This window comes from Candidatus Nitrospira bockiana, assembly GCF_965152565.1.
In genome coordinates, this window is record NZ_OZ224215.1 from 967,679 (window position 1) to 987,634 (window position 19,956).

The 19,956-nt window shown below is 65.6% G+C and carries 15 protein-coding genes; 9 read left to right on the forward strand and 6 right to left on the reverse strand.

Going from position 1 to position 19,956, the window contains the following annotated elements; genetic code table 11:
- Positions 1-33: 33 nt before the first annotated feature.
- Genes ACWHYV_RS04910 through ACWHYV_RS04920 form a run of 3 tightly spaced genes read left to right on the forward strand, consistent with a single transcriptional unit; the run spans position 34 to position 3,917 of the window.
- A complete protein-coding gene (locus ACWHYV_RS04910) occupies positions 34-819 on the forward strand; it encodes an enoyl-CoA hydratase (protein WP_447979540.1) in 786 nt (261 codons plus the stop codon).
- 20 nt (positions 820-839) lie between these two features.
- Positions 840-2,018, forward strand: a complete 1,179-nt coding sequence (locus tag ACWHYV_RS04915; protein ID WP_447979541.1) for a patatin-like phospholipase family protein — start codon at positions 840-842, stop codon at positions 2,016-2,018.
- A 21-nt stretch (positions 2,019-2,039) separates the two neighbouring features.
- Complete coding sequence (locus tag ACWHYV_RS04920; protein ID WP_447979542.1) at positions 2,040-3,917, forward strand: acyl-CoA dehydrogenase family protein; 1,878 nt, start codon at positions 2,040-2,042, stop codon at positions 3,915-3,917.
- Between the two features lie 32 nt (positions 3,918-3,949).
- Here the strand turns inward: ACWHYV_RS04920 and lhgO are convergent, their stop codons facing one another.
- On the reverse strand, positions 3,950-5,146 hold the full coding sequence (lhgO, locus tag ACWHYV_RS04925) for an L-2-hydroxyglutarate oxidase (protein WP_447979543.1): 1,197 nt from the start codon (positions 5,144-5,146) through the stop codon (positions 3,950-3,952).
- A gap of 247 nt (positions 5,147-5,393) precedes the next feature.
- Between lhgO and ACWHYV_RS04930 the strand changes: the two genes are divergently transcribed.
- The 6 genes from ACWHYV_RS04930 (at position 5,394) to ACWHYV_RS04955 (ending at position 10,709) form a co-directional block, all read left to right on the forward strand.
- Positions 5,394-5,639: a hypothetical protein gene (locus ACWHYV_RS04930; protein WP_447979544.1), complete on the forward strand. Its 246-nt coding sequence runs from the start codon at positions 5,394-5,396 to the stop codon at positions 5,637-5,639.
- Positions 5,640-5,730: 91 nt separating this feature from the next.
- Positions 5,731-6,816, forward strand: a complete 1,086-nt coding sequence (locus tag ACWHYV_RS04935; RefSeq protein WP_447979545.1) for an aminoglycoside phosphotransferase family protein — start codon at positions 5,731-5,733, stop codon at positions 6,814-6,816.
- 136 nt (positions 6,817-6,952) lie between these two features.
- Positions 6,953-7,693, forward strand: coding sequence for a nucleotidyltransferase family protein (locus tag ACWHYV_RS04940; protein ID WP_447979546.1), 741 nt, complete (start codon positions 6,953-6,955; stop codon positions 7,691-7,693).
- A gap of 9 nt (positions 7,694-7,702) precedes the next feature.
- The gene (locus ACWHYV_RS04945) at positions 7,703-8,461 is read left to right on the forward strand and encodes a DUF72 domain-containing protein (RefSeq protein WP_447979547.1); all 759 of its coding nucleotides are present in this window, start codon (positions 7,703-7,705) and stop codon (positions 8,459-8,461) included.
- The gene (locus ACWHYV_RS04950; RefSeq protein ID WP_447979548.1) at positions 8,461-10,119 is read left to right on the forward strand and encodes a glycoside hydrolase family 13 protein; all 1,659 of its coding nucleotides are present in this window, start codon (positions 8,461-8,463) and stop codon (positions 10,117-10,119) included. Before ACWHYV_RS04945 ends, ACWHYV_RS04950 begins: the two co-directional genes overlap by 1 nt.
- A 149-nt stretch (positions 10,120-10,268) precedes the next feature.
- Entirely contained in the window at positions 10,269-10,709 is a 441-nt protein-coding gene (locus tag ACWHYV_RS04955; RefSeq protein WP_447979549.1) for a DUF4383 domain-containing protein, read from the forward strand.
- A 47-nt stretch (positions 10,710-10,756) separates the two neighbouring features.
- Here ACWHYV_RS04955 and gspN read toward each other — a convergent pair whose 3' ends face one another.
- From gspN to ACWHYV_RS04980, 5 genes are all read right to left on the reverse strand, one after another.
- The gene (gene gspN / locus ACWHYV_RS04960) at positions 10,757-12,604 is read right to left on the reverse strand and encodes a type II secretion system protein GspN (RefSeq protein WP_447979550.1); all 1,848 of its coding nucleotides are present in this window, start codon (positions 12,602-12,604) and stop codon (positions 10,757-10,759) included.
- 424 nt (positions 12,605-13,028) lie between these two features.
- Entirely contained in the window at positions 13,029-15,674 is a 2,646-nt protein-coding gene (locus ACWHYV_RS04965) for a heavy metal translocating P-type ATPase (protein WP_447979551.1), read from the reverse strand.
- Positions 15,675-15,799: 125 nt separating this feature from the next.
- Positions 15,800-17,179, reverse strand: coding sequence for a sigma-54-dependent transcriptional regulator (locus ACWHYV_RS04970; RefSeq protein ID WP_447979552.1), 1,380 nt, complete (start codon positions 17,177-17,179; stop codon positions 15,800-15,802).
- Positions 17,180-17,309: 130 nt separating this feature from the next.
- A complete protein-coding gene (locus ACWHYV_RS04975; RefSeq protein ID WP_447979553.1) occupies positions 17,310-18,632 on the reverse strand; it encodes a DUF1015 domain-containing protein in 1,323 nt (440 codons plus the stop codon).
- Between the two features lie 161 nt (positions 18,633-18,793).
- Positions 18,794-19,798 carry a polyprenyl synthetase family protein gene (locus ACWHYV_RS04980; protein ID WP_447979554.1) on the reverse strand — a complete coding sequence of 335 codons (1,005 nt, stop codon included), beginning with the start codon at positions 19,796-19,798 and terminating at the stop codon, positions 18,794-18,796.
- Between the last annotated feature and the right edge of the window lie 158 nt (positions 19,799-19,956).

A 19,956-nucleotide genomic window follows, 5' to 3' on the forward strand; every position in this document is an offset into this window, starting at 1 on the left:
GACCAGGCGTGTCGGACTTCGCGGGAGGATGCCATGACCGTCGTTGCCAATCCCCTTTCCTGCCTGATCGAGAGCGGGGTCGCCACCGTGGCGCTCAATCATCCGCCGGTCAACGCGCTCACGGTCGACATCCTGACGCAATTGGATGGAGTGTTCGAGAGCCTGGGGCAGGACACCGCGGTTAAGGCCGTCGTGATCACCGGGACGGGCCGCTTCTTCGTAGCCGGCGCCGACATCCGGGCGATTGCCGCCATCGGCTCGGCTCAGGAGGGCATGGAGTTGGCGCGGCGGGGACAGGCGATCTTGAACAAGATCGAGTCGCTTGACAAGCCGGTGATCGCCGCGATCAACGGGGTGTGTCTCGGAGGCGGTCTGGAACTGGCGCTCGCGTGCCACATCCGTCTGGCGGCCGACACCGCCCGGCTCGGGCAACCCGAGATCAATTTGGGGATCATTCCGGGATTCGGCGGGACGCAGCGCCTCCCGCGTCTGGTGGGGCCCTCCAAAGCGCTCGAGCTGATCCTCACCGGCGATCCGATCTCGGCCACGGAGGGGAAAGCCGTTGGGTTGATCTCGCAGGTCGTATCGGCCGACGACCTGGTGCGGCACGCGCAGGGGCTCGCCCGCCGGATTGCCGCGAAAGGTCCATTGGCCGTGCGCGCCGTCCTTCGCGCCGTGCGACAAGGCGCGAAGGACGGCCTCGAGGAGGGACTGGCCAACGAGGCGCGACTCTTCGGCGATCTGTGCGAGACGGAAGACAAGCGGGAAGGCGTGGGGGCGTTCCTGGACAAACGGCAGCCGCAGTTCAAAGGCCGGTAGGCGGAGGAAGGAGGGCCCAGATGGAGCGACGATCTAGGCTCGCGCTCTCGCTGTCGGGGGGAGGCTTCACCGGGTATCTGTTCGAAATCGGCGCCTTGACGGCGCTCGACGACCTGTTCGACGACGGGTTCAGCGTCAATGACTTCGACTTCTACGTCGGCGTCAGCGCGGGATCGGCGGCGGCCGCGCTCATGGCGAACGGGGTCAGGCCGGCCGAGATCCTGGTCGCGAACCTCACCAATGAACGCCCCTACTACTTCGAGCGGCGCGACATCTTCGTCCCGGCGGTCGGCGAGGGCTTCAAGAGCATGGCGCGAGCCGTTCAGCAATTGAGCCCGGTGTTCAAGCTGTATCTTCGTCATCGCCGGGAGATGGGCCTCATGGACCTCCTCGAGCGCGCGCAGGAGTCGCTGCCCGCCGGCATCTACACGCTCGATCCGTTTGCACGGTATTTGGAAGCCACCTTCGCGGCGAAGGGGCTCAGCGATCAGTTCGAGGCCCTCCCGCGTCCCCTGTACATCCCGGCGATCGATCTGGACAGCGGCGAGAGCGTCCTCTTCGGCGACGACGGATACCGGGATGTGCGGATCTCCAAGGCGATCACCGCGTCCTCGGCCGCCCCGATCTATTTTTGCCCGGTGCGCATCGGCACCCGTCAATACATCGACGCCGGCATCGGCCGGTTCGCCTGCTTCGAGCTGACGATTGCAAAGGCCGTGGATTTCATGCTGATCATTCATCCGAGCTCCCACGTGGGCGGGGCGACGACTCGAAGAGAGCTGCCGAGCCCGGCGGCCCAGGCCGAGCACCGGGGGTTCTTATGGATCGCCGAGCACGCCTCCCGCATCAACTTGGAGGCCCGCCTGTCCTTGGCCTTGGAGGTCTATCGGCGGGAATATCCCGATCGGTTCTTCACCATCTCGCCGAGCGCGTCGGAGAAATTGATCTTCGACCGGAGCTTCTTGAGCTTTCGCGACCGCGTTCATCTTCTCCGGTGCGGATATCTCGCCGTCGTCCAGTCCGTGCAGGAGGAGGCGGGGATCCTGTCGGTACTGGCGCGACACGGCGTGTCGGTGTCGCTGCCGCGGTTCGAAGAGCGCTTGCGAGCCCGCATGCAACGGTTCTCCGCCGTGTCCGCGGACAATGCCGAGTCCCTCGCCGGTGCGCCGAGCCGCGCCCGATGGTCGTCGGCCTATTAGGAAATAGATAAAGGAGGCGCCATGGCGGCGACACAGGCAGGCCGGAGCTTGTTCCAGGGCTCGCTCGGCGCGGCCGAGCGCGCCCGCGATACGAAGGCCTACACGGGGTTCCTGTCCGGCCTGTTCGAAGGGGTCGTGCGGCGCCACCTCTTTCAGGCCTGTTCGCCCGCTCCCTTGGGAGCGCCGGCTCTCGCCTTCCTGGACCGGCTCCGTACCCTGTTGCTCGAGAAGGTCGATCCGGAGACGATCGATCGAGACGGAGAGATTCCCGAGGACGTGCTGGCCGGCCTCAAGCAGATCGGCGCATTCGGGTTGAAAATCTCTCGCGGCTACGGCGGGCTGGGGCTCACCCAGTCGGAATATCACGCGGTCGCGACGCTGCTCGGCGGGCATGACGCCTCCACGACCGTGCTCATTTCCGCGCACAATTCGATCGGGGTGGCGGAGCCGCTGAAGCTGGTCGGGACGCCCGAGCAGAAGGAACGCTTCCTGCCGCGTTTGGCGAGGGGTGAGATCTCGGGGTTCGCGCTCACTGAACCGAACGCGGGCTGCGACATCTGGGATCTCAGATCATACGCGGTGCCGGTCGTCGAGCAGGGGAGGCTCGTCGGCTATCGGCTCACCGCGGAGAAGCTCTACACGACCAACGCGCCGTCTCGCGACGGCCGGTTTTTGGCCTCCCTGCTGATCGTGATCGCACAGATCGTGAAGACCCCGGAGGAGGTGCAGCGGCCGAAGGAGCAGCGGCGGTTCGGTGCATTCATCGTCGAGACCGGTACGCCCGGCTGCCGCTGCACGCGGCTGCGTTTTACCGGTGTACGGGGCATCTACAACGGGCAGGTCCAGCTTCGGGACGTGTTCGTTCCGGTGGACGATCGGCTCGGCGAGGAAGGCTCGGGACTTCGCCGTGCGCTGGAAAGTCTCACGGTGGGCCGCCTGACGCTCCCCGCGGCCTGTTTGGGCGTCTTGAAGAAGTGTCTCTGGTACGCGCGCCTCCGCGCCCAGGCCCGGGTGCAATATGATCGTCCGATCGGCGAGCACACGGACGTCGGCGGCAAGCTCGTGATGATGGCCTCGCGGGTCCTGGCGCTCGAGGCCATCGTGCAGATCACGGGGATCTGGGCGGACGCCAAGCAGGACGTCCGCTTGGAGTCCGCCGCCGCCAAGATTCTCGCGACCGAATGGCTGCTGGAGTCGCTGGTCGACCTGTTCCGGCTCTACGGGGGGCGAGGGTTCGAGACGCCCGATTCGCTCCGCTCCCGAGGGGAGCTGCCGGTGCCGGTGGAGCGCATGGTGCGCGACGCGCTGATCAACGTGATTTGGGAAGGGACGAACGGCATTCTGACGCTCTGGATCGGGCGTGAGGGGCTGGATGAGTACGTGAAGCAGGGGCAGACCTTCCTGGACGGCCGGATCAAGGAGATGGTGCACGCGGCGCCGTTCTTCGCGAAGGTCCTGTCTCGTGCCTTCGTGGCCCCCTCGCACGACGGGCACAACGGGGCGGGGCGGAACGGCTTTCGAACCTGGGAGCGGTTCGTCGACCATGCCGCCCGGGATCTGGCCCGAGCCGTCCTCCTGGTTACGGCGCGGGAGCGCCAGCGGCTCGCGCGGAAGCAGCTCCTGACGAGACGCCTCGTCAAGGCCGCCATGGACCTCTTCGCTCTCGAAGCGACGCTCTGGTACGCCTCACAAGCCACGATCAGGGAGAAGCCGCTCGTGCCGACGCTCGTGAGCTATTTGGGGTCGCGTATCCGCGAGGATTTCCACCCCAGCCCGTTGCTGTCGGTCGGGAGGTCGGTCTCGGATCAGGACACGATCGTGTACGGCCTCGCGAAGGAGATTCTCGCCGGCAAGGCCGAATGGCTGGAAGACGGGATCCTCAAGGTTCTACCGCCATGAGGTAGGAGCACCGGCGGGTGCGGTTGCGGCGCCTAGCGCACTCCCTGCTCGTGCAGGCGATCGACGATCGCGTCGCCGATCGGGATCGAGGCGGTCGCCGCCGGGGACGGGGCGTTACAGACATGAATCGAGCGCGGTCCGTGGAGGATCACGAAATCGTCCGTGATGCGGCCGTCGCCCCGTATGGCTTGGGCCCGGATGCCAATGTGGCGGGCGATGAGATCGCCCGCGCGGAGCTCCGGCACGAGCTTCTGAAGGCGACGGACGAGGAGCCTTTTGCTCAAGGAGCGCATCCATTCTTTCCCGCCCTGCCGCCAATTGGCCGCCACGAATCGCCAGAAAGCGGATGAGGCGCACAGCTCGCCGGCATCCCGCCAGTCGAGCCCCACTCCGTCGTACCCTTCCCGTCTGAGCGTCAGCACGGCACTCGGCCCGACCCGGATGCGTCCGTCGAGCTGGCGGGTGAAATGGGCGCCGAGAAACGGATAGCGCCGATTGGGCAGCGGATAGATGAGGGTTCTGACGAGATGGCGCTTTTCGTCGACCACCCGATAATACTCCCCCCGGATCGGGACGATGAGCATGCCGGTCCGCAGGCCCATCAGTTTGGCGATCCGGTCCGACTGGAGACCCGCGCAGTTGATGAGGAACCGGGTGTCGTACGCGCCGGTCGAGGTCTCGACGCGAAGGTGGGCGTGTTCGGGCACGATGACCTGGACTTCCGAGTTCCGCTTTAACGCCCCTCCGCTTTTCTGAATCAGCTCGGCAAACATGGCGGCGACCTGCTGATAATCGACGATCCCCGTGCTGGGCACATGGAGGGCAGCGAGGCCGCCGCAATGCGGCTCGATCTCGCGGAGCGCCTCCCGGTTCAGTCTTTGGACGGGAACGCCGTTCTCCACGGCACGCTCCTGGAGCCAATCCAGCTCGGACAGCTCGCTGTCCTCGGTCGCGACGATGACTTTGCCGCAGCGTTCGTGAGGGATGCCGTAGTCCCGGCAGAACTCGAACATGCGGCGGTTGCCTTCGCGGCACAGACGCGCCTTCAGGCTGCCCGGCTGGTAATAGAGGCCCGAGTGGATTTCCCCGCTGTTGTGCCCGGTCTGGTGGTATCCCCACCGACCTTCCTTCTCCAAGACGAGCAGCGTGAGCCCGGGAGATCGCCGCGTGATCGCCCATCCCACCGAGAGCCCGATGATGCCGCCGCCCACGATCGTCACGTCGTACATACGGATGCCACCTTGAAGAACCGTACTCGTTGAGTCCGGACGACTCCCGAGGCCTACTATAGCAGCCAACGCCGAAGGCCTCCATCTCACCCGCGGCCCGCGGACTTCGTCCCTCTAGCATTGTCGACCGAAATAGGGGAGGATGGAGCCGAGCCCCCTCGGCCTGTCAGTGCCGCAACCGGGTTTGACCCGACAGGCTGACGGTGGGGCCGCAAGCTTGATCATGGGCCGGCAAAGGAGGAATGCGATGACGATCAAAGGGCTGGGGCTGATCTTCGGGACGATCGGACTGCTTCTGAGTACCGCCGGGTGTCAGAGCGACGGGATCACGGACGCCGAGGCCGTCCCCGCCTATGGCTCCCGCGACCCGTTCGGCCCCGGCATCTACCGCCGTGCGCCAGGACCCTGGGACCTCCAGCAGAACCAACGCCAAATCGGTCCTTCGACATGGTACGGCTGCCCGCAGCAAGCCAGCCGCTGCTATCCCGAGTAACGCGCGCGGGCTCGGCGCCGGTGTTGTCGCCCTAGTCGAGGCTGTCGCTGTCAGTGACAACGGAGGCAGGCGTGGGTATAATTCGCTTTCGATGACGTCTGCCGTTCCTGCTCCACCCGATCACGCGCTCCTCGCCGAGACGGTCCGTAGCAAGCTTCCTTTCTCCGCCGCGCTCACCGCGGTAACCCCGCTCGCCGGTGACGCCTCCAACCGCCGGTACTTCCGCTTGGACCTGGCCCACGGCACGACGAAGTCGGTCATCCTCATGCAGCTCGCCTCTCCTGAAGGCTTCAAACAGTCCGAAGAGGCGGTGAGCGGGGCGAAGGTCGAGATCACGGAGCTTCCGTTCATCAACATCTTGAACCATCTGGCCAAGGCCCAGGTGCCGGTGCCCGCCTTGTACTACTACGATCAGGCGGCCGGGTTGCTGTATCTGGAAGACTTCGGGGACCTGACCTTGGCCGAGGCCTGCCGCCATGCCCGGGCTCGGGACGTCGAAACTTTGTACCGCCATGCGATCACGATCCTCGCTCGCCTCCATACAACCGCGACCCAGCCCCCCAATCCCGCCTGTCTCGCCTTCACCCGGGCGTTCGAGGTGCCGCTCCTGATGTGGGAGTTCGATCACTTCATTGAGTATGGGATCATCGCGCGACAGGGCCGGCCGATGTGCGCCGACGACTGGCAGCCGATCCAAGCGGAGTTCAGGAAGATCGCCGAGATCCTGGCTCGGCAGCCGCGCGTCTTCACCCACCGTGATTACCATTCCCGAAACCTCATGGTGGACGGCCGTCGCCTGGGCGTCCTCGACTTTCAGGATGCCTTGCTCGGTCCGGCCGCCTACGACCTGGCCTCGCTCCTCCGCGACGCCTACATCGCACTGGAGGAGCCCCTGGTGGACGACCTCATCGAGTACTATTTGGACCGCATGGCGGGGCAGAAGACGATCGCCGCGGACCGCGCCGGTTTCCGCCGGATCTTCGACTTCATGAGCATCCAGCGCAACCTGAAGGCCGCCGGCCGGTTCGTCTATATCGATCGGGTCAAGCACAACCCCAAGTTCCTCGCCGACATCCCCCGCGTCTTGGGCTACGTGACGCGCAATCTCGCGAAATACCCCGAGCTCGCCACCCTGAGGAAGCACCTCACGCCCTATGTGCCGGAGCTGCAGGGGTAAGGGGTAAAGGGGTAGAGGGGTAGGGGGCACAGCATGATAATGGGCATAGAATGGTAAACGCTTACACAGACGATCTGCCTTTCGGATCTTGCACATACCCCTTTACCCCCGTACCTCATATCCCCATCGCATTCCTATGCGCGCGATGATTCTCGCGGCGGGGCTGGGCACCCGCCTCCGGCCGCTGACCCTCACGACCCCGAAGCCCTTGCTGCCCGTGGCCGGGACGCCCTTGATCGTGTGGAACCTCCTGCTGCTGCGGCGGCACGGCATTCGACAGGTCATGATCAATCTTCACCACCTCGGGCACCTGATCGAAAAAGAGCTGGGCGACGGCTCGCGCCTCGGGATGGCGCTGACCTACTCGCCCGAGCCCGTCCTGCTGGGGACCGGCGGCGGCCTCAAGCAGGCCGAGTGGTTCTTCGAAGGTGAGCCCTTCCTGGTCCTGAACGGCGACACCTTGCTCGAGCTTGATCTGACCCACCTGCTCCGACGGCATGCCGAGCACGATCCGATCGCCACCATGGTGGTCCGCGAGGACCCCGAGGTCGAGCGGTGGGGCGTGCTGGAGATCGACGAGACGGATCGGGTCCTGCGGATCAACGGCCGCGGGCGGCAGGGGCCCGGCGCCCTGCGTCGTCGCATGTTCGCCGGCGTGCACGTCGTGCACCCCCGCCTGTTGCACGGGATTCCCTCGGGCGTCGAGTCGTCGGTCATCGACGCCTACGTCCGTGCCCTCGCGGCCGGCGAGACGGTGCTGAGCTATCAGATGACCGGATATTGGAATGATGTGGGGACGCCGGACCGGTATGCCGAGGTGCAGCGTGACGCGGAGGCGGGTCGGATCAGCCTCGCGGCCCGGCAAGTGCTCTGTTAGACTTTCCCCATGGTCACGCGACCACGGGGGCGGCTGTTCATCGGGACGTCGGGCTGGACCTATCGAAGCTGGAAGGGGCCGTTTTATCCCGACGATCTGCCCAGCCGGGACTACCTCGCATTCTACGCCCGCGAATTTTCGACCACGGAAATCAACTACTCCTTCTATCATCTCCCCCGCCCCGAGACGTTCGCCAAGTGGGCGACGCAGGTCCCTGAGGCGTTCGTCTTTGCGGTGAAGGCCAGCCGCTTCATCAGCCATATCAAACGCCTTCTCGACGTCGGTGAGCCCTGGCGGACGTTCGTCGGGAACGCGCTCGCGCTGCACGGACACCTCGGACCGATCCTCCTTCAATTCCCGCCGAGCTTCCGAAAGGACACGACCCGGCTCGCGACGTTTTTGGAGACCGCCCAGGGTGCGGCCCGGGAGCGCGGCTCGCTTCGGCTGGTGGTGGAGTTTCGGCACGACTCCTGGTTCACCGAGGAGATCTATCGGCTGTTGAGCCGGCACAAGGTCGCGCTCTGCATCGCGGACGGCGCGAAATATTCCCGCCGGGACGTGCTGACCACCGACTTCGTGTACCTCCGCTACCACGGTCGGAACAAGATGTTTGCCTCGGACTATTCCGACGCCGAGCTCCGCGAGGAGGCGCGGGCGATCAAGCGGTACCTGCGGGACCGCCTCGACGTTTATGCCTACTTCAACAACGACGCGATGGGATACGCGGTGAAGAACGCGCGCACCCTGCGACGGTTCCTGAACGGGTGATGATGGTCCCTGGAGCTGATCCGGCCTGGTGGCGTCACGCCGTCGTCTATCAGATCTATCCTTGGAGCTTTCAGGATTCCAACGGGGACGGCATCGGGGATCTGCCGGGCATCCTCAGCCGGCTGGATTACTTGAACGATGGGACCGACCGATCGCTCGGCGTGGACGCGATCTGGCTGTCGCCGATCTACCCGTCGCCGATGAAGGACTTCGGCTATGACGTGGCCGACTATTGCGACGTAGATCCGCGATTCGGGACGCTGGCGGATTTCGACCGCCTGCTGGCCGAAGCGCACCGCCGAGGCATCCGTGTCTTGATGGATCTGGTGCTCAATCATACGTCCGACCAGCACGCCTGGTTCCTGGAATCGCGCTCCTCTCGGCAGTCGTCCAAACGTGACTGGTATCTGTGGGCCGATGCGGGGCCGTACGGCCGGCCGCCGAGCAACTGGGTGGCCGTGTTCGGGGGCTCGGCCTGGGAATGGGATCGGCGGACCAACCAGTACTATCTGCATTCGTTTTTGAAAGAGCAGCCGGATCTGAACTGGAGCCATCCGGGCGTGCAGCAGGCCATGCACGACGTCATGCGCTTCTGGTTGGATCGCGGGGTGGACGGCTTTCGCTTGGACGCGATCAACTGGATTGGCAAGGACGACCGCTGGCCCAACAACCCGCGCCGGTTCTTCGCGGTCCGCTCCTACCTGCGCCGGATCCAACGGTACAACCGAGACCAACCGTTGACCCACGACGTGCTCAAACTGTTGCGGAGGTGGACGGACGCCTACCCGGGGGCGGTGATGGTGGGTGAGGCCTCCTCCGACACGCCGGGGGGACCCGCCGCCTTTTACGGAACCGGCGTCGACCAGTTGCACCTCGTCTTCAACTTTCGGCTGCTCAAGTCCGCGTGGGATCCGGTCGTGTTCCGCCGCCTCATCCGAGAGTGGGACGAGGCGGTTCCGGCGGGAGGGTGGCCGACGCAGGTCCTGAGCAATCACGACCAGAGCCGCCACGCGACCCGATACGGGCGCGGGGTCGATCCGGAGACCGCCGATCGCCGGGCGAGGGCGGCCGCGGTCCTGCTGCTCACCCTGCGCGGGACGCCGTTTCTCTATTACGGGGAAGAGCTCGGCATGCGTGACGGACGGCTTCGGTACCGAGACGTCCGGGATCCGTACACGCGCCGCTACTGGCTGTTCCAACACGGGCGCGATCCGGCCCGGACGCCCATGCAATGGGACGCCTCGCCTCACGCGGGCTTCACGACCGGCCGGCCCTGGCTGCCCGTTTCGCCTGACTACGTCACGGTCAACGCCGCCGCCGCCGCCGACGATCCGGCCTCGGTGTTCTCGCTGTACCGCCGGTTGATTCGAATCCGGCGGTCCTCCGTGGCCTTGACCTCTGGCAGGTACCGCGAGGTGACGGGCGGTCCGCTCGCATGCCTGATCTACGTGCGCGAGGTGTCCGGCCCCCCGGCGGAATCCGTCCTGATCGCCGTCAATTTTTCTTCCCGACCGCAAACGCTCACGTCGGCCGAGGTCAAAGGGCGGGGGGAAGTCCTGCTCTCGACCGGCACCCGTGCTGCCGGCGCCCGGTTCGACCCGACCAGCGAGGTCCTGGGCCCCGACGAAGCGATCATTGTTCGCCTGGAGCCCTCCTGAAGCCCACGTCCGGCTCTTCTTCTTCCGACATGCGCATCAGTCATGCGCGGACCATCGGCTGCGAGGTCGTCTGCCTGCATCCGATCGGTCGGAAGAATAGGAGTAAAAGATCGAGGTCGACGAGCCCTTGGCCAGGAAAGGAGGGCGCGATGACGATACGGAACTTTGCGATGGCGGCGGGACTGATCTACCTGCTCGTCGGCGCGCTGGGGTTCATCCCCGGGTTGCTGACGGCGCCGCCTCCCGAGGCGCCGACCGTGTCCGTCGAAACGGGCTATGGCTATCTGATGGGCCTGTTCCCGGTCAACATCCTGCACAACCTCGTGCACCTGGGGATCGGAATCTGGGGCCTGGCCGGAGCACGGAGCTTGTCGGGGGCGGTGGGGTTCGCCAGAGGGCTTGCCGTCTTCTACGGCGTGCTGGCGGTGATGGGGTTGATTCCCGTCCTGAACACGACCTTCGGGCTGATCCCGATTTTCAGTCACGATATTTGGCTCCACGCCCTGACGGCCGCCGTCGCGGCCTACTTCGGCTACGGGGCGGCGGCGGAGGCGACGCCGATGGAGCGCGCGACTCGGCGGGCGTCCTAAAAGGTCGAGCGGCCGGGCTGCCCGGCCGCTCGTTCCAAGGTGTGACGCTATTCTCCGAACAGCCGCTTGAGTCCCTTGTCCAGGTCGATCTTCTTCCCCTTCAACACATCGTCGAGCGTCTCCTTGACCTGCTCCTTCACCCGCTGCTCCACCTTCCCGGCGACCGCCTTGCCGTCCAATCCGAACGCCGGCGCCTGAGCGGTTCCGGTGACGACCATCGGCACGGTCAGCCGGCCTCCGGTCATGGCGAGACGGACCGCCGGGGCGCCCGCGGCCATCTGCTTGCTCAGCCCTTCCGAGAGCGTGAGGGCGGCCTTCAGGTTCAGACGTTGATCGAAGCCGATGGTGCCCGTCGCGGTGCCGTGGAAGTCGTGGCTGTCCACGATGAGGCGGGTGATCCGGATCTGTCCGTCCTTGATGGAAACCTCGCCATCGATCGTATTGAAGACCGTGGCCTTCGCCGGATCAAGTGTGACCCCGACCGCTTTCAGCAGTGCGGCCGCTTCCTGGAGCACGTTGACGCCTTCGATCTTGCCGTCCTTGACGGTGAACAAGCCGCTGCCGTGAAGGGCCGCGGTGAGATCCGCCGTCGAAAAACCTCGCCCGTCGACCTGGACCCGTGCGCCCGCCGTGCCGCTGACGGCCAGGTTGTCGTTGACGGCGGCCAGGGCCGGTCCTAGCTGGACCCCCTGCAGGTGGACGTCGGCCTCGAAGGGGTGGCGGCGAGGTTCGATCGTGACACCCGTGCGCGCAGTCACCTGGCCGCCGAACAGCCTGAACGACAGTGTCTCGACGGTCGCGCGCTCGCCCTTCAATCGGGCCTGGAGCGTTACGTCTGTGACGTCGATCGGCTTCTTCAGGGGAAGCTGAATCGGAACATCCGTCGTATTGACCACCGGGGCGGTCGCGGTCATCGTCGCCTCACCCCCGACCAGGCTGCCGGTGATGGTCACGACGGAGCGGCCGGCGACGGCGGCAAACTTCATCGTCTTGATCGTCGCCGTCTCGAGCGGAGGCTTGTTCGATCGGTAGTCCGCTTCGGCGTCGAGCAGGAGGTCCTTGATCTGAACGGGCCGGGTCAACGGCAGCGAAACCGGGAGATCGGCCGTGTCGATGAGCGGGGCGGTGACGGTGAATGCGGCGCGGCCGCCGACTGCACGTCCCTTGACGGCGACCACCACTTTGCCGGCCCCTACCATGAGGTCGATCGCCTTCAGGTCGAGTGATTCCACGAGCGGGCCGACGGTGCCGTCGAGCGCCACGGGCACATTAGAGGGCTGGACCAGCGCGTCGAGATGTATCCGAGCCCTTTCGCCGAGTCGAACGGATTCGAGACGGACGTTGAGCTGTTCGACTCGATACTCTACCGGCGGCGCAGGGACGCGATCCTGGTAGGTCAGCCGGCCGTCCGTGAGCAGCACCTGATCAACGGCCAGTAAGGCCAGCGCCCGCAACGGGCCTTCTCCCTCCGGCGGCGTACGCTTCTCTTCCGCGGCCGCCGGTCCACCGGCCCCGAGCGTCGAGACATTCAGCACCCCCTGGGCATTCTTGATGACCGTGATCCTCGGCTCCTTTAAGACGATCTCTTCCACGTCCACTCGCCCGGTGAGCAACGGCATCAGCTTGATGCCGATGTCCAGCGAGGCGAGCGATGCAAAGGCCCCGGAGCTGAAGGCGGGGTCGTCGAGAACGGTAAAGCCGGAGATGCGGGCGCCCAGACGCGGGACGATCGTGAGCCGGATGGAGTCGAACTTCACGTTGCGGTTCAGCGCCTTCTCGATGAGGGGGCGATACCGGTCTTGATAGGCGTTGAGGTCGATGAGGAAGGGGACGGCGAGGAGGACGGCGATCACCACGACGACGAACAGGGCGAGTCCGATGAGGACCTTCTTCATGACGCCTCCCTTCGGCGAGTTGACCCGAATCCGAAAATAAATCGTGTCTCGTTGGTGTATTGCGCGGGTCCTGTCGCGGCGAACAGCCCCATCGTGCTCACTCCACCCATCCCGCAGTGGGGCCCTTCCGTTGCGCGCGGTCGGGCGCCCGTTCGCCGCGCCACCCGCGGGTATTTTGCCTCAGTACTTCGAAAGTATTTTCGGATGAGGGTGAACTGCCGGAGTCTAACGACGAGGCGGCGTGAAGACAAGACCATTGACAGATGGGGTAGGGAATATGGGGTATGGGGTATGTGAGATGGGGGCAGTGGTAGGGGATGGGTGATAGGGATATGTGATATGGGGTATGGGATAGAGGGGACGGGAGAAAGAATAGGGTGACGACCGGAAGGAGGGATGGACCGCGAGATCAGGGAGCGAGGGGTCAGCGTCGGTCGTGCTCCGGCATCCGGGCGAGCGGAGGTTGGAAGCGGCGCAGGCGGAGGGCATTCCCGACGACGCTCACGGAGGAGAGAGCCATGGCGGCGGCCGCCCAGATCGGCGTCAAGAGGCCGATCGCCGCGGCCGGGATCAACAGCACGTTGTACACGAATGCGGCGAAGAGATTCTGCTTGATGTTGCGGGTCGTCGCCCGGGAGAGGGCGATCGCCGTGGTCACCGCGCGCAGGTCCCCCCCGATCAGCGTGATGTCGGCCGCTTCCATCGCCACGTCCGTCCCCGTGCCGATCGCGATCCCGATGTCGGCCTGGGCGAGCGCCGGCGCGTCGTTGATGCCGTCTCCGACCATCGCCACCACCTGGCCCTGCTCCTGAAGCTTCTTGACCTCCCGCGCCTTCTGTTCCGGCAGCACTTCCGCCAGCACCCGGTCGATCCCTGCCTGCCGCGCGATCGCGTCGGCGGTCCGCCGGTGATCGCCCGTGAGCATGACGACCCCGAGACCGAGGGCCTTCAACGCCTGGACCGCCTCACGGGCGTGCGCTTTGATCGTATCGCTGACCGCGACCAAGCCCACGACCCTGGGCCCGGCCGTCTCCTGCTCCTCCCGTACGGCGACGTAGAGGATCGTCATGCCGTTGTCAGCCAGCCGGCTCACCTCGTGCTGGGCCTCTTGGAGGTCCACGCCTTCGATCTCCATCAGCCGGGTGTTGCCGATGAAGACCCGTCGCGCACCCAGTCGGGCTCGGATTCCGTGTCCCGGGACCGCGACGAACTCGCTCGCCTCCTCCAAGGGCAGGCCGCGTTGCTCGGCCCGGCGCACGACCGCCCGCCCCACCGGGTGTTCGGAACCGCGCTCCACCGCCGCTGCGACGGCCAGGACCTGCTCCTCGGACCAGTCTTTTGCGAGCGAGACCACCTCGCCCACGGCGACCTTGCCCTCCGTCACGGTGCCGGTCTTGTCGAGCACGACGGTCGTGAGCTCGTGCGCACGCTCGAGCGCGATGCCGCGCCGAATGAGAATGCCGTGCTCAGCGCCCTTGCCGATGCCGACCATGATCGAGGTGGGCGTGGCGAGCCCCAAGGCGCACGGGCACGCGATGATCAGCACGGCGACGAAATTGAGCAGCGCCTTGGTGAAGGCCGGAGCCGGGCCGAACAGCAGCCACAAGAGAAACGTGAGCGCCGCTATGCCGATGACCGACGGGACGAACACGGACGCGACGCGATCGGCGAGCTTGGCAAGCGGCGGCTTGGCCGCTTGGGCTTCCTCCACCACCCGGATAATGCGGGCCAGGGCCGTCTCCCGGCCGACGTTGGTGGCCTGGATCTTCAAGCTCCCGACCTGGTTGATCGTGCCGCCGATGGCGGGATCCCCCGGTTTCTTGTCGACCGGCAGACTCTCGCCCGTCAGCATCGATTCATCGACGGCGGAGGTGCCGCTCTGCACCACGCCGTCCACGGGGATCTTCTCCCCCGGCCGCACGACGACGAGGTCGCCGACGGCCACCTCCTCGAGCGGCACGTCGAACTCGCGTCCGCCTCGGATCACGTGTGCCTCTTTCGCTTGCAGCCCCGCGAGCCGTCGAATCGCTTCGGACGCCCGGCCCTTGGCACGGCTCTCGAGGACCCGTCCGAAGAGGATCAGCGTGATGATCGCGGTGGACGTATCGAAGTACACCGCCGGGGCGACGCCTCCGGCCGCGAACCACTGCGGGGCGAGCATGGCCGCGACGCTGTAGCCATAGGCCGCCGACGTGCCGACGGCGATCAACGTGTTCATGTCGGTTCCACCGTGCCGGGCGACCGCAATGGCTCCCTGATAGAAACGCCATCCGGCCCAGAACTGAACGGGGGTCGCCAGGGCGAACTGGAGCCAGAAGGAGGTCTGTTGTGAAATCGGAAGCCCGAAATGCTCGGACATGCCGAGGACCATGACGGGAAGCGTCAGCAGCGCGGCGATCCAGAACCGGCGGACGAGCCCGCGATCCGGCGCTTCGTGCGGGACCGGACCCATTTCGTGTGCCGTGGGCGCCAGCACCGGGGTGTAGCCGAGCGAGCCGATCCGCTCGGCGATCGCACGCGGGTCGGTCGTCCCGGGAAGATAGTCGACGGTGGCTTTCTCGGTGGCGAGGTTGACGGAGGCGGCGGCCACACCCGGGAACGTCCGGAGCCCGTCCTCGATCCGGGCGACGCAGGACGCGCACGACATGCCTTCGATCGGGATTGTCACGGTGGCAAGTCCCTGCCGAGAAGCCTGCGGGGCGACGGCAGCACGATGACCCGTGGACGGCGGGGGAGCAGGGGCCTCGCGCCTCGCAGCCCCGCCCGTCTCCGCACGGCCTGCGGCCGGGGTGCCCTGCTCACCTGTCCGCGTAGGGCTCACGGGCGCCGACGCCGGTGAAGTCGCGCGCGGGGCTGCCGACGACGAGGAGCGGCGCGGGGTCAGCGTCACCATCTGGACGGGTGGGGGCGGCATCCCTTTCGGCCCCTCGCGCAAGACCTTGGCGGGATCCGCTTCAAAGGCCCGCTTGCAGCCCGGGGCACAGAAGTAGTAGGTGCGGCCTTGATATTCGGCCGTCGCCGGGGCGCGCGCTTCATCGACGGTCATGCCGCAGACAGGATCGATCGCCACGATGGCCTCCGTCGTCAGCTTATCCTACCAGCTTCGAGAGGGATGAGACAGGGTTCGAACGGCTCACAGGAGCGTGAGGAGTCCGCCCGGGTCATCCTTCCGCGTGCGAGAATGCCCGGACGGGGCTAGTCCAACGTGATGTTCTTTTGACGGATCAGGCGGGCGAGGTAGGTCCGCTGGAGCTTCAAGATGTCGGCCGCCTTGGTTTGGCTGCCGTTTGCGAGGCGGAGCGCGCGAAGAATGATCGCGCGGCTGTGCCCCTCCATCGAATCGTGATAGGGGAGATGGTCGTACGCGTGGCTCGACTCCCTGTCCGACCCGGTGTCTTGACCGTACAGGGGCAACTGCTCGGCCTCGATCTCGTCCTTCGGGCTGAGAATGACGGCTCGGGCGATGATGTTGTCCAGCTCGCGGATGTTGCCCGGCCAGTGGTAGCGCGTGAGCGCCGCCATCGCGTCCGCGGTGAGCTTCATGTTCGGCCGCTTCTGCTCGGCCGCGTGCCGTTTGAGGAAAAACTCCGCGAGCTGGGCGATGTCCTCGGGGCGTTCGCGGAGCGGGGGCAGCGTCAAGTTCACGACGTTCAGGCGGAAGAAGAGATCTTCTCGGAAGGCGCCGGCTTTGACCGCCTGCTTGAGGTCCTTGTTGGTGGCGGCGATGACCCGGATGTTGACCCGCACGAGCCGTGTGCCGCCGACCCTGGTGAACTCGTGATCCTGGAGAACGCGGAGGAGCTTGGCCTGCAGCGCGAGCGGCATGTCGCCGATCTCGTCCAGGAAGACGGTGCCCCCGTCCGCCATTTCGAGCTTTCCCTTCTCGAGACGGTCGGCTCCGGTGAACGCGCCTTTCTCGTGACCGAACAGCTCGTTTTCGAGCAGCGTCTCGGTCAGGGCCACGCAATTGATGACCACGAAGGGGGCCGTACGGCGAGGGCTCCACTGATGAATCGAGCGTGCGAACAGCTCCTTCCCCGTCCCGCTTTCCCCCAGGAGGAGGACGCTGGCGTCGGAGTTCGCCGCCCGTTGGGCCAATTCGATCATGGACTGGGTACGCGCGCTGGTTCCGACGATCCGGGCGTACTTGGTCGCGACCTCCGTCCGAAGGACTTCGACCTGGCGTTTGAGCGACTCGCGTTCGAGCGCCTTTCGGATGGTGATGATCAGGTGGTCGACGACGATCGGTTTGGTGAGGAAGTCGTGGGCCCCTTCCTTCATCGCGTCGACGGCCTTTTGGATCGTTCCGTGCGCCGTCATCACGATGACCGGGAGATCGAACCCGTCCCGACCACGCTGGCGCCCTTGCGACAGGCGCTGGAGGACTTCCAGGCCGCTCAGCTTCGGCATCTCGAGGTCCAGCAACATCAGGTTCGGCGTTTCGCGCTCGATCACTTCCAGCGCCTGGTCGCCGTCGCCGGCCGTCAGCGTCTCGTACTGGAGCGACACGAGCCGGTCCTTGAGCACCGTCAGGATGTCCGCGTCGTCATCGACGACCAAGATCTTCGCCTTCATACGACCCTCGACAATACGCCGTCCGTCCCGTCCGTTATTTCCGTGAGGTCCGTTATGTCCGTTAGGTCCGTTGACCGACCAACCGACTCACCCGACCCAACGGACCTAACCGACCAAACGCGGACCACGATCACTCCTCCATCACATTGAGAACCAGCCCCGTTAAGGGCTTCGGGAAGAAATAGGTCGACTTGTGGGGCATCCGGCCCCCGGAGGCCGCGACGGCTCGGACCTCGCTCACTTTGGTGGCGTTGAGCAGCAGGGCTCCCGACGCTTTGCCCTGGCGCACGAGATCGATCGCCTCGTCGTCGTCCTTCGTATAGACGATCGCTTCCTGCTCCGCTTGGGTCGGACAGAGCTTCGCCACGACCTGCTGCTGGAGAATCGACACGTCGAGCTTGTCCCGCTCGGAGGCGCCGGAACCCGGCCGATGCTCGGGGTTCAAGTCCAATACGTGATAGGCGGGGGCGTCACGAAGGACGAGCCCGAAGGCGGTCCCCGTTCGCCCCTGGTCCCGCAATCGCCCGAGGAACTCCCGCCTGGCCTCCGGCTCGCTGCGTCCTGCGAGCGGGATCGCCTGGATCGCGAAGGTCTGGTGGAGCAGGGATTCGACGGATGTCAGGTCGGGGAGCGGGTTGGTCAGGACGCGGTGCGTGGGGAGGACCGTGAGGCCGGGGTCTTCGAGCGCGGCGCACAGCATCAAGACCGCGTCGTATGGCTGGACCGACGTCGGGGCCTTCCCGCCGAGCTGCTCCCGGCGACGCTGTCGATACCGGAGCGAGGTCTCGTACCGGTGGTGCCCGTCGGCGATGAACAACGGCTTCGGCCTCATCAGGTTCGCGGCGGAGCCCAGCACGGTCGGGTCGGTAACGCTCCAGAGGCGTTGCCGAAACCCCGAGTCGTCACGAAAATCCACACGGGGACGGCTGAGGTCGACGGCACGCTCGAGGAGGCCGAGCACCTCCCCTCGAGGGTCCGAGTAGAGCGAGAAAATCGGACTGAAGTTGGCGCGGCAGGCTTCGAGCAGGTGGAGACGGTCGGCCTTCGCCGCGGACCGCGTGTTCTCATGGGGAAAAATCTTTCCGCTCCCGAATTCCTCCAACTCGATGGTCGACAGGAAGCCCTTCAACACCCGATGCGCGCCCGGAGCGCCGGGCACCTCGTAGTCGATCATGTACAGGTAGACGGCGGGGGCGGCGTCGCGCCGGAGCACGCCCGAGGCCAACCATTCGGCCAGCCACGCGGCCGCCCGGGTGTAGCGGTTGACCGAGGGTGAGTCGGTCGGCTCGTCCAAGCCCAACTCCAGCCGGATGACGTTGTTGGGATGCCGGCTGTGCAGCGCCCGTTGGTAGTCGGCGTCGATGACGTCGTACGGTGGGGCCACGACCTTGGCCACGTCTTTGATGACCGCCGGGTCGTACAAGACCCCTTTGAATGGTATCAGGTTCGCCATGTCGCTCCTGCTTGCCTCGAAAATGTCATCAAGGACCCTACAACTGCTCAAAGAGGCGTCCAGCAAGGCCGTACGAGCGCGGCGACTGGGGCGTACGCAGGGCGACGTCGCAGAAAGTCGCGCGATTGAAAACGCTGCTGGAGGGCTTTTTCAGCAACCTGTCAGCGATCGCGGTGGACCATGAAGTCAGCCACGATCGACAGGGCTCGTCTGGGGGAGGACTCCTCGAATAAGGCTAAATCGAGATTTGCCGCCATCACGAATCTCTTCGCTCGCTCGAGCGCGTAGGCGATCGAGCCGTACTGCTGCATCAACCCGATGATCCGATGGAGATCGGCCTCGCTCAGCGTCCGGGTTTCCATCCGATCCTTGATCATCTGGCGATCCTGGTCGGAGCAGTGCTGCAGCAGATGAAGCAGCGGCAGCGTCGTCTTGCCCTGGCGCAGGTCCTGTCCGAGCGTCTTGCCCAGGCGGTCCCCGTTGGCGGCGTAGTCCAACGTGTCATCGGCGACTTGAAACGCGATCCCGATCCGTTGGCCGAATCGAAAGAGCGCGGCCTGCTTCTCCACCGGCACGTTCCCGGCAATGGCGCCGATGGCGCAGGACGCCGCGATGAGGCCGGCGGTCTTGTATTCGACGATACGGAGGTATTCGGATTCGGTGATGAGCGGGTTGCCGTTGTAATAGAGCTGGAGCACCTCGCCTTCGGCCATTTTCCGGCAGGCCTCGGAGAGGACTTCGTTGATGCCCTGGCTCCGGAACCCGACGATCTGACAAATGGCCTTGGAATAGAGGTAGTCGCCGACGAGGATGCTGATCTGGTTGCCCCAGACCTTTCGCGCGGTCTGGCGGCCCCGCCGCAGGTCTGCGTCATCCACGACGTCGTCGTGCAGGAGCGTCGCCGTATGAATGAACTCGACCAGGCTCGCGAGGATGAACACGTCTTTGCCGGTGTAGCCGCACAAGCGGGCGGAGAGCACGAGAAGGAGGGGGCGGATGCGTTTGCCGCCGCTGCTGAGAATGTGAGCGGCTACGGTGTTGACGAGGGCCACCGACGAATCGAGGTTCTTGTGGATCTGATCTTCGACTCCTTCGAGCTCGCTCCGATAGGCGTCCCACACGTCCGCCATCGTGTTCATCGAAGAGGTCAGCGGCCCTTCATTCATGCGGCGATACTAGGTCAGCGCGAAGTTTAAAGTCAAGCAGACCCGGGTCGGTTGGCCGCGCCCGTGATTCTTGACACACCAATGAGTGATCCAGTATCGTGACGGTTCAATTCACCAGGAGTTTCGCGGTCGAGTCGTGCCCGCGTCTGGAACGGTCC

Coding starts and splice junctions, on each gene's coding strand:
- ACWHYV_RS04930 (WP_447979544.1), top strand. CDS start 5,394: ATGACGATCAAAGGGCTGGGGCTGATCTTCGGGACGATCGGACTGCTT.
- ACWHYV_RS04980 (WP_447979554.1), bottom strand. CDS start 19,798: ATGAATGAAGGGCCGCTGACCTCTTCGATGAACACGATGGCGGACGTG.
- ACWHYV_RS04975 (WP_447979553.1), bottom strand. CDS start 18,632: ATGGCGAACCTGATACCATTCAAAGGGGTCTTGTACGACCCGGCGGTC.
- ACWHYV_RS04910 (WP_447979540.1), top strand. CDS start 34: ATGACCGTCGTTGCCAATCCCCTTTCCTGCCTGATCGAGAGCGGGGTC.
- ACWHYV_RS04915 (WP_447979541.1), top strand. CDS start 840: ATGGAGCGACGATCTAGGCTCGCGCTCTCGCTGTCGGGGGGAGGCTTC.
- ACWHYV_RS04935 (WP_447979545.1), top strand. CDS start 5,731: ATGACGTCTGCCGTTCCTGCTCCACCCGATCACGCGCTCCTCGCCGAG.
- ACWHYV_RS04920 (WP_447979542.1), top strand. CDS start 2,040: ATGGCGGCGACACAGGCAGGCCGGAGCTTGTTCCAGGGCTCGCTCGGC.
- ACWHYV_RS04950 (WP_447979548.1), top strand. CDS start 8,461: ATGATGGTCCCTGGAGCTGATCCGGCCTGGTGGCGTCACGCCGTCGTC.
- gspN (WP_447979550.1), bottom strand. CDS start 12,604: ATGAAGAAGGTCCTCATCGGACTCGCCCTGTTCGTCGTCGTGGTGATC.
- lhgO (WP_447979543.1), bottom strand. CDS start 5,146: ATGTACGACGTGACGATCGTGGGCGGCGGCATCATCGGGCTCTCGGTG.
- ACWHYV_RS04955 (WP_447979549.1), top strand. CDS start 10,269: ATGACGATACGGAACTTTGCGATGGCGGCGGGACTGATCTACCTGCTC.
- ACWHYV_RS04945 (WP_447979547.1), top strand. CDS start 7,703: ATGGTCACGCGACCACGGGGGCGGCTGTTCATCGGGACGTCGGGCTGG.
- ACWHYV_RS04970 (WP_447979552.1), bottom strand. CDS start 17,179: ATGAAGGCGAAGATCTTGGTCGTCGATGACGACGCGGACATCCTGACG.
- ACWHYV_RS04940 (WP_447979546.1), top strand. CDS start 6,953: ATGCGCGCGATGATTCTCGCGGCGGGGCTGGGCACCCGCCTCCGGCCG.